12 protein-coding genes and 1 pseudogene are annotated in these 12632 nt (G+C 58.8%); 11 read left to right on the forward strand and 2 right to left on the reverse strand.

All coding sequences use genetic code 11. From position 1 onward, the window contains the following. Positions 1-452 precede the first annotated feature (452 nt). From ACM62R_RS02780 to ACM62R_RS02795, 4 genes and pseudogenes are all read left to right on the forward strand, one after another. Entirely contained in the window at positions 453-821 is a 369-nt protein-coding gene (locus ACM62R_RS02780) for a hypothetical protein (protein ID WP_415182547.1), read from the forward strand. 52 nt (positions 822-873) lie between these two features. Beyond that, positions 874-1206 (forward strand): hypothetical protein, encoded by a 333-nt coding sequence (locus tag ACM62R_RS02785; RefSeq protein ID WP_415182548.1) that lies wholly within the window; start codon positions 874-876, stop codon positions 1204-1206. Positions 1207-1291: 85 nt separating this feature from the next. Next, on the forward strand, positions 1292-2089 hold the full coding sequence (locus ACM62R_RS02790; RefSeq protein ID WP_415182549.1) for a hypothetical protein: 798 nt from the start codon (positions 1292-1294) through the stop codon (positions 2087-2089). Continuing rightward, positions 2089-2479, forward strand: a pseudogene (locus ACM62R_RS02795) (IS3 family transposase). The gene ACM62R_RS02790 and the pseudogene ACM62R_RS02795 overlap by 1 nt, the downstream one beginning before the upstream one ends. Here ACM62R_RS02795 and ACM62R_RS02800 read toward each other — a convergent pair. Then, complete coding sequence (locus ACM62R_RS02800; RefSeq protein WP_415182603.1) at positions 2397-2966, reverse strand: hypothetical protein; 570 nt, start codon at positions 2964-2966, stop codon at positions 2397-2399. The pseudogene ACM62R_RS02795 and the gene ACM62R_RS02800 overlap by 83 nt on opposite strands. Before the next feature lie 265 nt (positions 2967-3231). Between ACM62R_RS02800 and ACM62R_RS02805 the strand changes: the two genes are divergently transcribed. After that, on the forward strand, positions 3232-5121 hold the full coding sequence (locus ACM62R_RS02805) for an acyl-CoA synthetase (RefSeq protein WP_415182550.1): 1890 nt from the start codon (positions 3232-3234) through the stop codon (positions 5119-5121). A 290-nt stretch (positions 5122-5411) separates the two neighbouring features. Next, positions 5412-5945, forward strand: coding sequence for a PhnA domain-containing protein (locus ACM62R_RS02810; RefSeq protein WP_415182551.1), 534 nt, complete (start codon positions 5412-5414; stop codon positions 5943-5945). A gap of 139 nt (positions 5946-6084) precedes the next feature. On the opposite strand, the gene guaD is transcribed toward ACM62R_RS02810, so the two are convergent. Next, positions 6085-7371, reverse strand: coding sequence for a guanine deaminase (guaD, locus tag ACM62R_RS02815; RefSeq protein ID WP_415182552.1), 1287 nt, complete (start codon positions 7369-7371; stop codon positions 6085-6087). 123 nt (positions 7372-7494) lie between these two features. Between guaD and mgtE the strand changes: the two genes are divergently transcribed. From mgtE to ACM62R_RS02840, 5 genes are all read left to right on the forward strand, one after another. After that, positions 7495-8880, forward strand: coding sequence for a magnesium transporter (mgtE, locus tag ACM62R_RS02820; RefSeq protein WP_415182553.1), 1386 nt, complete (start codon positions 7495-7497; stop codon positions 8878-8880). Continuing rightward, positions 8877-9431, forward strand: coding sequence for a 5-formyltetrahydrofolate cyclo-ligase (locus tag ACM62R_RS02825; protein ID WP_415182554.1), 555 nt, complete (start codon positions 8877-8879; stop codon positions 9429-9431). Before mgtE ends, ACM62R_RS02825 begins: the two co-directional genes overlap by 4 nt. A 143-nt stretch (positions 9432-9574) precedes the next feature. Then, a complete protein-coding gene (locus ACM62R_RS02830) occupies positions 9575-10402 on the forward strand; it encodes a TIGR00282 family metallophosphoesterase (protein WP_415182555.1) in 828 nt (275 codons plus the stop codon). A gap of 82 nt (positions 10403-10484) precedes the next feature. After that, a complete protein-coding gene (locus ACM62R_RS02835) occupies positions 10485-12263 on the forward strand; it encodes an SLC13 family permease (RefSeq protein WP_415182556.1) in 1779 nt (592 codons plus the stop codon). Between the two features lie 12 nt (positions 12264-12275). Beyond that, complete coding sequence (locus tag ACM62R_RS02840; protein ID WP_415182557.1) at positions 12276-12620, forward strand: hypothetical protein; 345 nt, start codon at positions 12276-12278, stop codon at positions 12618-12620. Positions 12621-12632: the final 12 nt, after the last annotated feature.

The following is a 12632-nucleotide window of genomic DNA, read 5'->3' on the forward strand; positions in this document are numbered from 1 at the left end:
AAGCTGACCGAAATTGGGTGAAAAAAACGGCTTGATCAAGACGGATACTCGAGACGTTAAGCCTTCTGATCGTAGCCATGATCAGCGCCCGTACGGTGATGCTCGAGCGATACTGCCGCTTTCCGATGATCGCATCGCAGGAATGCGTTTGGCCGGGTCGAGTTCTGCCTGCACCATGATCGTGAATCTCCTCCGGGTGTGCAGGAAATCTTGGCCAAAGATCTGCAACTCAAAGAGAAAATGAAATAATATTCGGGAGCAGGGCTTTGCACTCCAAAAAAATCGTTGAGCGATGAAACTTTTTTCTTCGTCTTTTTCGGATCTGGCCAACATTCATTTCGACAGACATGAACAAGCGAAGGAAACCGAGAAAGTCCGAGAAAGCCGTCGAAGTTACGGCATGACCCTCCAGTCCAAAATCTTGACAACAACAATAACCATGGAGGTTCCAAATGAACGCACTTTCCACCCTCGATCTGCGCGATGCGACTTCGGTCTGTCGCACGCCCATTCACGATTTTGTCGAGCACCATTGGCCTGCTCTGCGCCACGCTGCTGATTTTCTTGGCGGCAGGCGCGCGATTGCAGAAGCTGACCGGCTGTTTGGTGATCTTGCCCGTAGCTTTGAAATTGGCACGCATACACGTCGGCGCATCGAACGTCTGATCCGGCTCCTCGAACTCGATGATGAAGTTGTGAGCGGTGATCATATGCTCACTCTCGTCAATCCTTCAGATCCGATCGTCGAAGAACTTTGCCTGCTTCTGGACGGATTGAGACAGGCTTTTGACATGTTCATCGGCGAGCAGGCGGCCGCCTGAAGACTGCCCCGTTCTTTACTGCCCCCCACCACTTCCAAAAGGAGTGTCAGAAATGACCCTTAATCCCAAACATGAGCAATTCGCCGTGGACGCACGTTTGCAAGATCACCTAATGGAAAACGGAGAGACCCTGTCTGATCTTCTCTCCGCAATTGGGGATCAAAAAGCCCTGTCTGCATTGTCCAACTTGCGCAGTGGCGATGTGTGCTGTGTCCGGTGTCAGGCAAGAAACGTCAGGGCGGTCATTGAGTGCCTGTGCGGCGCTTTCGAAGTGCCAGACGCCACGCGTCCGGACTTCGATGCAGCAGTCCGCTGGCACGGCGCACGCTTGGTGGACGTCCATTCTGGTTTCGCAGGGTGTACCCCATCCGGAGAAAATTACTGATCCGCACGAACAGCACAATTTTCTGATCAGTCGAGCTTGGGAAACCTCCTGAGCTCGGCAGGAAACAAGAAAAAAAGAGCATGTTATGAAAGACTTCCATACCACCGCGTCACTCAGCAACAAAAAAACGGTTGCGATGTGTAGCCAGCCTGATCAGGAAACCGCGGCGCTTCAGCAGCCAGATACACACCCAGTTTGCCGCAAAGAAAATGGCGAAACTGATCTCTTTGCAAACGCAATCAGACTTCCGTCTGAATCATCCGCTGCCAGAACTATCCTGAAGTCGTCCGCCTGGCGGGCGAGTGGCCAGCTTGTTATCGGGACCAATCCAGGCCGCCTAATCCAGATCGACAGTGAACTGGAATACAAGGTCGCACTGATCTTGTCAGTGAAGCCAGATCTTGCTGACTTGCGTGAGCAGGTCTGTTTCAAATGGTTTGATCAAACAGGCAAGTCCCACAGTCATTTCTTTGACTTTGTGATCACCTGCAAGTCAGGCGAGCGGACGGCCGTTATCGTGAAAGAAGCTTCACGTTTGCGTAGCGAGCGATTGCGGCGTGAAATCAAGATGATTGGTGCGCAGGCTGTACCAAACTTTGCAGACCGCGTGATCGTCGTAACCCAGCGCGATATCAACGCAATTGATCTTCACAACGCGAAACTGCTGCACGACGTTCGGCACCCCGATCTCGAAGCTGATGAAGCGGCGGTGGCCGTAACAAACGGTTTGGTTGGTGCCGCGACCATCGCTGACCTCTCGGCAATGATGGAGATGGGCGGTCGCGGATTTCGTGCATTGGCGAGGCTTATTCGCAGGCAGGCCCTCGTCCTTTTGCATCATGAAGTTGTCTCGCATGGCTCATTTGTGCGGAGGGTTATCTGATGCTTATTTATCGCCCAAGTGAAAAACAGTCCCGCCTTGCATTCAGCTCTTGGGACGAGATCATCCTTGATGGAGTTGCTTTTCGTAAGGGCTGCATTCATCACACGGATAGAGGCAGCCAATACTGTTCCCATGACTATCAGAAAGTCTTGAGAAAACATGGCCTCAAAGCGTCCATGAGCGGAAAAGGAAACTGTTACGATAACGCAGGCGTCGAAAGTTTCTTCAAATCCCTAACAGGCCGAAATGATCTGGCGCAGAAACTGGCAGGGACGAAGAGAGGTCGAAGTCGCCTTTTTCGAATACATCAATGGCTTCTACAACCCGCGCCGCAGACACTCAGCCTTGGGCTGGAAAAGCCCCGCGGCATTCGAACGAAAGGCCGCTTAACATGAGCACCTGACCGGAACGAAACCGGTGCAGGTCCAGTCTTCGAGCACAGGCGGCACTGGAAGCGGGGATCGGCGTTCACTGTCTTGCCAAACCGCCGGTAGAACTCGGGATGCGCCTCGGGCGCCATCCCCTGCGCGAAGCATCCCGGCGTCTTGCAGGAAGGCACGGCTGGATCATGCTCTTGCAAATGCTTGAGGCGTTGGTATTTTTCGGCAATCGCGCGGTTGTTCTTGATCCGCGAGGTTTTGTTGCAGGTCGGGCACCTGAAGAACTCTTCGTGCTTCTTGCTGCTGACCTCGCCTCGAAGAGCGGCCGGCGGTGCCGGTGGCTTCTCTCCCGGCCGCTTGAATGGGTCCGGATGCATATCGTAGTTTTCGTAGGCAGGGTTGCGGCAGAAGTTCAGGTCGAGGACCTCGAAGGCTTCGGGAAACCTCCGCCCCAAGGGCGGATTTTCTGTCGAAGATATTTTCGAGACAAAACTCATTCGAGACAAAACTCACCTGATCTCTCCCTCTGATAATGCGTCAACTGTCTTGTCTGAAAAGGAATGCTGGCCACTGTGCGGCCAACAGAAGCAATTATTTCAACATTTGCCGTGAGGGACTGGCCCAAGCAGGGTGCCTTTTCTTTTGCGGTGTTCTGGTCTTTCGTGACGTGGCGTTTCGGCGCGCGGCTTTCCCTTGCCCGGCCCTTGCGCATCGCCCATGCTGCGTCAAAGGCCCGGAACGGACCGTAGGGGAGGACTGAACATGCCAAGATTCGCATCCGTCGCGGACCGTGATGCGGTTGAAAACGAAATGCCCTGGGCTGAACGCCAGCGGCCCGAAACCATGTTTCAGTTTCTGTCTGACGTAAAGGTGCGCTACCCGTCGCGCCCTGCAATCACGTTTCAGCTGTTCTCCGGCCCCAACGACAAGGCACAGACCCTGACCTGGGCGCAGCTTCATGGCCGTGTGACACAGGCGGCGAACCTGTTTCGCAGCCTTGGCGTGGGCGAGCATGACACCATCGCCTATCTGCTTCCAAACTGCCTTGAAACCGCAATTGCCCTTCTGGGCGGCGCCGTGGCGGGCATCGTGAACCCGATCAACCCGCTGCTGGAACCGGAACAGATTTCAGCGATCCTGCGCGAAACCAACGCCAAGGTGCTGGTCACGCTCAAGGCTTTCCCAAAGACCGATGTGCCGCAAAAAGCTGCCGAGGCGGTGAAGCACGCACCCAACGTCAAAACCGTGCTTGAGGTTGATCTGAACGGCTATATGACCCCGCCCAAAAGCTGGATCGTGCTACTTATCCGTCCCAAAAACCCGGTTGAGCACAAGGCGACTGTCAAATCCCTCAACGCCGAGGCGGCCAGAATGCCGGCCGACCGTTTGACCTTTGCCGATGCGACGGGCGACCGGGTCGCGGCCTATTTCCACACCGGTGGCACCACCGGCATGCCAAAGGTCGCGCAGCACAAATATTCGGGCATGATCTACAACGGCTGGCTGGGGGCGACGCTTTTGTTTGATGAAACCGACGTGCTGATGTGCCCCTTGCCGCTGTTTCACGTTTTTGCCGCCTATCCGGTCTTCATGTCGGCTATCGCCTCGGGGGCGCATGTGGTGTTTCCCACGCCGCAGGGCTATCGGGGTGAGGGGGTGTTCGACAATTTCTGGAAGCTGATCGAACGCTGGCAGGTCAGCTTTCTGATCACCGTTCCCACCGCCATTTCCGCGCTGATGCAGCGCCCGGTTGATGCCGATGTATCGTCCCTGAAAACCGCGCTTTCAGGGTCCGCACCCCTGCCGATCGAGCTATACAACCGGTTTGAAAAAGCCACCGGTGTGCAGATATCCGAAGGCTATGGCCTGACCGAAGCGACCTGCCTTGTATCGTGCAACCCGGCGGATGGGCTTAAAAAGGTGGGCTCTGTCGGAATTCCGCTGCCCTACACGAACGTGCGTATTCTGTTGCCCGACGAAGACGGTTTCCGCGAATGTGCGGTCGATGAAATCGGTGAAATTTGCATCGCGAACCCCGGCGTCTTTGAAGGCTCGACCTACACCGAGGCCGACAAGAATCACGATCTGTTTGCCGAAGGCCGGTTTTTGCGTACCGGCGATCTGGGCCGGATGGACCCCGACGGCTATCTGTGGATCACTGGCCGCGCCAAGGATCTGATCATCCGTGGCGGCCACAATATCGACCCCGCCGAGATCGAAGAGGCGATGCTGATGCACCCCGCCGTCGCCTTTGCGGGCGCAATCGGCCAACCGGATTCGTTTGCCGGGGAACTGCCCTGCGCCTATGTCGAACTGGTCGCGGGCGCGAGTGTGACCGTGGATGAACTGATGGAGTATGCGCAAAAACACATCCACGAACGTGCGGCCTTTCCCAAACATATCGAGGTGCTGGATGAATTGCCAAAAACCGCCGTCGGCAAGATATTCAAGCCGGGTCTGCGCAAACGCGCCATTTCCCGGGTGCTGAACGCCACCCTGGCCGAGGCCGGTCTGGCCGCCCATGTGGTTAGCGTGATCGAGGATAAGAAGCGCGGGTTGGTTGCGCATATTGCCACCACCGGCACCATTGATCAGGCGGCATTGGCAGCCAAACTGGGCGAATTTGCGGTGCCGTGGGAATGGGAACGCTAAGAGGCGGGTGGGGTGGCGCAGCGGTTGCACCTGCGCCCGCCACCCCCATTCTCTGGCCCCTTCACCATCGGCGTCAGAAAACGTCGGCCAAATACAAGATGATGATGATCGGGATCGGAATGCCGATTACCCAGGCTAGAATTCCCTTCATGGCGTGTCCTCCGCATCGGGCTATGAGTCAATAACGCGGCTTGCTGCTGATTGGTTCCGCCCGGGGTTTTGCCCCGCCGGGCTTGCCTCCATGCGCCCGCGGCGCTACGCAAGGCCAACCCTTTGTGAGCGGAGCCAATATGTCCCTTCTTGATGATCTGATCGCCCGTTCCGGCGGCGTGTGCGAATTTTGCGGCGACAGCGCCGGCCTGACCCCGGTTGAGGTGCCCCCCGGTGACGAGGCGGTTTTGCTTTGCGCCACCTGCACTGATGATGCGACCCCGCCGTCGCATTGGCGCTGCCTTGAGGGTGCGGCATGGTCCGGCGTCCCCGCTGTTCAGGTTGCTGTGTGGCGCAAACTGGGCGGTATTGACGCGCCTTGGGCCAACGAGGCCCGCGCGAACATGACGCTGGATGCAGCGACCCAATCCTGGGCAGACGCGGGCGCAGCCCTGCCGGGGGTTGAACACCGTGACAGCAACGGCGCGCTGCTGTCGGCTGGCGATACAGTCGTGTTGATCAAGGATCTGCCGGTCAAGGGCGCGGGGTTCACTGCCAAACGCGGCACTGCCGTGCGCGGCATCAGCCTTGTTGCGGACAACGCCGCCCATATTGAAGGCCGGGTCGAGGGGCAACGGATCGTGATTCTGACTGAATTCGTGAAAAAGAAATAAGCGCCATTATCCGATATGAAAAAGGGCAGGGGCTGTGCGGCCGATGCCATTTCCTTAGCGTGATGCGGTTCTGATTTGTGTTTCCGGGGGGCACGGGCACCTTGCGCCTATAGGTTCTTTTTAGTGCCCCCTGATCCGTTCAGGCCGAAACCAGCTTTCCGCCAACCCACACAGCGGTCACGGCCCGGTCATCGCCCATTATGATGGTCGGAAACACCGCCTCCCACAGATCATCCGCCCGGACGGAACGCTGGGCGATGGCAGGTGTCGAGGCCAGATCCAGCACCACCAGATCCGCCTCCATCCCCGGTGCGATATTGCCGACCGACGCGTCAATGCGCAGCGCACGGGCCGACCCAACGGTCGCCAGCCACCACAGCTGTGCGGGGTGCAACGCCACATGGCGCAACTGCGCCACCTCATAGGCTGCGGCCATGGTGCGCAGCATGGAAAAGGATGATCCGCCCCCGGTATCCGTGGCCAGCCCCACCCTTTGCCCCGCAGCAATCAGGCCTTGCAGGTCAAAAAGCCCCGACCCGATAAACGTGTTCGAGGTCGGGCAATGCGCCAGCGCCGCGCCGGTTTCGGCCAGACGGTCGCGTTCGCGCGCCGTCAGGTGGATCGAGTGGCCGTAAACCCCCTTTTCCCCCAGCAATCCATGTGCCTCATAAACGTCCAGATAATCGCGCGCCTCTGGAAACAGGTCTTTGACCCACTCAATCTCATCAGATTGTTCGCTCAGATGGGTCTGCATCAGGCAACCGGGGTGCTCGGCCCAAAGCGCCCCAAGGGCAGACAGTTGTGCGGGGGTAGAGGTGGGGGCGAAGCGTGGCGTGATGACGTAGGACAACCGGTCCACCCCATGCCAACGGCCCAGTAGTGCGCGGCTGTCATCATAGGCGCTTTGCGCGGTATCGCGCAGCCCATCGGGGGCGTTGCGGTCCATGCATGTCTTGCCTGCCAGCGCCCGCATCCCGCGCCCGCGCGCCGCTGAAAAGAACGCATCCACGCTTTCGGGGTGAATTGTGCAATAGCTGCACATCGTTGTTGTGCCATGGGCAAGGGCCAGATCCAGATACCGCCCGGCGATCATGGCGGCATAGGCCGGGTCGTCAAAGCGCATCTCTTCGGGAAAGGTGTAGGTGTTCAGCCAGTCTATCAGCCGCTTGCCCCAGCTCGCGATCATGGCAGTCTGTGGGTAATGCACATGGGCATCAATGAAACCCGCGGAAATCAGCGCCGCGCCATAATCATGGACATGCGCGCCGGGGTGGGCCGCCTGCAACGCTGCGGCCTCGCCCACCGCCGTGATGCGCGCGCCCTCGATCAGCACACCGCCGCGCACCCATGTGCGCGCGGCCGCCGGCCCCTCGGTGAATGGGTCGCCATCAAACGCGATCACCTGCCCGATCAACAGCTCTGCCATATAGTTCGCCCCGCTTCTTGCCTGTGGCCCATGCTAGGCATACGGGAAGATAAGGTAAATCGCCCAAACCTCTGTTTATGAGATGAGCCCTCGGTTATGGTGCGGCCGAACAGAGGGGGATACATGGCCGAATTGCGCGCAGAGGAACAGGATCGCGAAGAACAGGACTACAGCCTGGATACCGACCTGGTTGATCAGATCCTGGAGGCGGTTCATGCGCGCGATACTGCGCGCCTGACCGGCCTGTTGGAATCGCTGCACGCCGCTGACGTCGCTGATATTCTGGAACAGATCGGCGGGCCCGACCGGCGTGCCCTCCTGGCGCTTTGGGGCCGCGAAATTGACGGCGATATCCTGTCCGAGGTCGATGACGCGATCCGCGAAGAAGTCATCGAAGCAATGCCGAAAGACGTGCTGGCCGAAGCCGTACGCGAGCTTGAATCAGACGATGTTGTCGACCTGATCGAAGACCTTGAAGAGCCCCAGCAAGAGGCAATTCTGGGCGCCTTGGAAGAGGCCGACCGGGCCGCGGTGCAACAATCGCTGACCTACCCGGAATATTCCGCTGGCCGTCTGATGCAGCGTGAGGTGGTAACCGCGCCGGAACACTGGACCGTCGGTCAGACAATTGATTATCTGCGCGCCACAGACTGGCTGCCCGATCAGTTTTATCATGTGATCCTGGTTGATCCGGCGCATCACCCGCAAGGCTATGTGACGCTGGGCAAACTGCTATCGGCAAAGCGCGCGACGCCCCTGCGCGACATTGTCGAAGACAGCTTTCGCAGCATCTCGGTTTACCAGGAAGAGGCCGACGTGGCCTATGCCTTTAACCAGTATCACCTGATCTCGGCGCCGGTTGTCGATGAACACGACCGATTGATCGGCGTGATCACCATTGATGACGCGATGGCGGTGCTGGATGAGGAACACGAGGAAGATTTCTTGCGCCTCGCAGGGGTGGGTGACGAATCCTCGCTATCGGATACGGTACCTGAAACCATGCGCCAGCGGCTGCCATGGTTGGGTATCAACGTGATGACGGCAATTCTGGTTTCCGGGGTGATCTCGCTTTTCGAGGGCACGATCGAGCGGTTGGTGGCACTGGCCGTTCTAATGCCGATTGTTGCCTCGATGGGGGGGAATGCAGGAACCCAGACGCTGGCCGTTGCGGTCCGGGCCCTTGCGACCAAAAGCCTGACCGATTCCAACGTCTGGCGCGTTGTGCGGCGCGAGGCGCTGGTCGGGTTGATCAATGGCACGGTATTCGGTCTGGTGATGGGACTGGTGGCCTGGACCTGGTTCGGGCGGCCAGAACTGGGGTTGGTCATTGGTGCGGCGATGGTGGTCAACCTCTTTGTTGCGGCGCTTGCGGGGATTCTGGTGCCCCTTGGTCTTGAGAAAATGGGCGCGGATCCGGCCTTGGCGTCGGGAACATTTGTTACGACGATGACAGATATGGTGGGCTTTTTCACCTTTCTGGGCCTTGCGGCCGCAGTGCTTTTATGAGCCCGCAAGACAAGAAATCCTTCGTCCGCCGCTCGGCACTCGCTGCACGGCGCGCTGCAAGTTCGGCGGGTTCGGGCCGCGCGGTTGAACTCTTGTCATCGGTGCTTGCCCCCTACCGCAACGCAGTTCTTGCAGGATACATGCCAATGCGCAGTGAACTTGACCCACGGCCCGCCATGGCTGCGCATAGGGGCCCGGTTGCAGTGCCGGTGATCCTTGATAACGGTCTGCCACTTGCGTTCAGGGCCTGGTCGCCCACGACCCCCATGCAGCCTGGCGCCTTTGGTGCGCTGATTCCCGAGACGGGCGATTGGCTGTCCCCAAGCGTCTTGATCGTGCCGCTTTTGGCATTTGACCGGCGTGGCTTCCGTCTGGGCTATGGCGGGGGGTTTTATGACCGTACCCTTGAACACCTGCGTATAAACGGCCCGGTCACTGCCATCGGCTTTGCCTATTCCGCCCAGGAATTGCCCGCGGTGCCGATCGAACCCACAGACCAGCCTTTGGACCTGATCGTGACTGAAACCTCGATCATCCTGCCCCACAATTAGGCCCTGGCTGCCAAAGCTTTTGTTTGGTGCAAATACTCCGGGGGTCCGGGGGCAGCGCCCCTGGTCGGTTTGAGTATTTTTACCAAACAAAAGCCGCAATAGAAGACTTGCCCTTCGTAACCTGAATGCCTAACCCTTGCAGTATGAAAATACTCTTTTTGGGCGATGTCATGGGCCGCGCAGGACGCAAGGCCATAACCGAGCGTTTACCAGGCCTGCGGGGTGACTGGGGGCTGGACTTCATTGTGGTGAATGGTGAAAATGCCAGCGCGGGTGCGGGGCTTACGCCGGATCACGCGCGCGGGATTTTAGATGCGGGCGCCGATTGCGTGACCCTGGGTGATCATGCCTTTGATCAAAAAGACATGCTACGCTTCATCGAGTCCGAGCCGCGGATACTGCGACCCCTGAACTACGCCAAAGAGGCGCCGGGCAAGGGCGCGCGGCTTTTTTCTGACGCGCGCGGGCGAAAAATTCTGGTTACGCAGGCGCTTGGGCAGGTTTTCATGAAGCGGCCTTTTGATGATCCGTTTTCGGCGGTTGATGCCGTGTTGCGGGCACATCCCTTGGGTGGGCTGGCCCAGGCCATCCTCGTCGATATGCATTGCGAGGCCACCTCGGAGAAGATGGCGATGGGTCATTGGTGTGATGGCCGGGCAAGCATGGTTGTGGGCACCCATACCCATGTGCCCACAGCGGATGCGATGATCCTGGGGGGCGGTACCGCCTATCTTAGTGATGCGGGCATGTCTGGCGACTATAATTCCGTTATCGGAATGGACAAAGCCGAACCGATGCGCCGGTTCATTACCGGCATGGGCCGCGAGCGATTTACCCCTGCCGAGGGCGAGGCGACTTTGTCAGGGTTTTACGTTGAAACCGATGATCGAACCGGCCATGCCAAACGTTGCACCCCGGTGCGGGTTGGTGGGCGGTTGGCGCAGGTGACGCCGCTTTCGGCGGCGGTTTGAACGTTGCCTATGCCGATGGCGGTGCTTGTGCGGCGCTGGGGCGACGCTATGATCGCGGTGAACGACAACAGGCCCACATATAATGCTTGATCTAGCGCTATCGCAGACCACCGAGGCCATTTTGACCCTGACCGTGGTTCTGGTCATGCTGATCCTGTTCATGCGCGAGAAGTACCCGACCGAAGTTGTCGCGATCGGGGGCGCGGCTTTTGTTCTGGCGCTGGGCATTGTGCCATATGATGATGCGGTCAAGGTGTTGTCGAACAGCGCCCCCTGGACCATCATCATGATGTTCCTGATCATGGGGGGGCTGGTGCGTACCGGTGCGCTGGACTGGGTGACCCGTCAGGCCGAGGCCCATATTGACAACCGCCCTATCGTCACCCTGATCGCCATTTTCGCGCTTATTGCCGCGGCTTCTGCATTTTTGAACAATACGCCGGTGGTGGTGATGATGATTCCGGTGATGATGACGGTCGCGCGAAAACTGGGAATAACGGCCTCCAAGTTATTGATTCCGCTGTCTTATGCGGCGATCCTAGGGGGCACTGTCACACTGATTGGCACTTCTACCAACCTTTTGGTTGACGGGGTGGCGCGGGACCGGGGGCTTGCGCCTTTTACCATGTTCGAGATTTCGGGCATGGGTGTTGTGCAGGTGTTGGTGGGCGGGCTCTACATGGCGCTGATCGGGCGGCACCTGCTTCCGGACCGGGCCTCGATGGGGATGTTGCTGGGCAACAAGCGGCGGCTGAAATTCTTTACCGAGGTGGCGCTACCCGAAGACTCGGCGTTGATCGGGCAGAACGTGCTTGAGGTGGATCTGTTCAAACCCGAAGGTGTGCGTGTCATCGACGTGCTGCGCGGAGATGCCAGTTTGCGCCGTGATCTGGGGGCGGCCATTTTGCAGGCTGGTGACAGGGTGGTTTTGCGCACCGACATGGCAGAGCTGTTGGGCATGCAGCACAACCCGCATTTGCGGATGGTGGACAAGCTGAGTTCGGTGCAGACGGAAACCGTCGAGGTGCTGATTTCGCCGGGGTGCCGGATGATCGGGCGGTCCTTGGGCGAATTGCGGCTGCGCCGTCGCTATGGGGTTTATGTGCTGGCGGCGCATCGCCGCAACCAGAATATCGGGCGCAAGATGGATGATCTGGTGGTGGTTGTCGGTGATACGCTGCTGCTGGAAGGTGCCGCCGAAGATATTGCCCGTCTGGCGGCCGATATGGATTTGGTCGATGTCGCAAAGCCGCGCGCGCAGCCTTACCGCAGAACGCACGCGCCCATTGCCGTGGGGGCGCTGGTTGGCGTGGTGGCGCTGGCCGCTTTTGATGTGGCGCCGATCCTGGCGCTGGCGGCGGTTGCGGTGGCCATTGTCCTTTTGACCCGCTGCATTGACGCCGAAGAGGCGTTTTCGTTTCTGGAAGGCCGGCTCTTGGCGCTGATCTTTGCGATGTTGGTGGTGGGGGCGGCGTTGGACCATTCGGGCGCGGTCAAGATGATTGTTGATCTGATCGCCCCGCATATGACCGGGTTGCCGGTATTTGTGACATTGCTTTGTGTCTATGCCCTGGCCTCGACGCTGACCGAGGTGGTTTCCAACAACGCGGTGGCGGTGATCTTGACGCCGATCGCGATTGAGCTTGCGGCGGCGTTGGGGATGGATGCGCGCCCGTTTGTGGTGGCGGTGATGTTTGCGGCCTCGGCGGCATTTGCCACACCGATCGGGTATCAGACGAATATGCTGGTTTATGGGCCGGGCGGATACCGTTTCACGGACTATATGCGGGTTGGGATACCGCTGAATGTGATTCTGGCCCTGACTGCCTGTACAATGATCCCGCTGATTTGGCCGGTCTAAGGAATGACGCACATGAAACGCCTTTGCTTTTTCGTCGCGCTGGCCGGGCTGGCCGCCTGTACCGGCCCGGTTGCCGACGCCAACCCAGATACGGTGCATCTGTCGGGCAACATGCTTTCGGTGATGTTTAGCGATGGCGTTACCTGCAGCGCTGATTACCGCGCCCTGCCGTCGGGCATGCTGAGGGGCTGCGCCCATCCGCTGCGGTATGATGTCGTGGTTACGCACGAAAGTTATTTTACGGCGCTACCGAAACTGTTTGAACCCTACGCCAGCATAACGCTGACCAAACCGGGGGGCAGGGTCTGGCATTACCGCACGCCCAAGTCGGTTGATCCGGATTTTGGCCGACGGTAAGCCTTAGGCTGC

The sequence above is a fragment of the Phaeovulum sp. genome, from assembly GCF_047638075.1.
In the GTDB taxonomy this organism is placed as follows: domain Bacteria; phylum Pseudomonadota; class Alphaproteobacteria; order Rhodobacterales; family Rhodobacteraceae; genus UBA6197.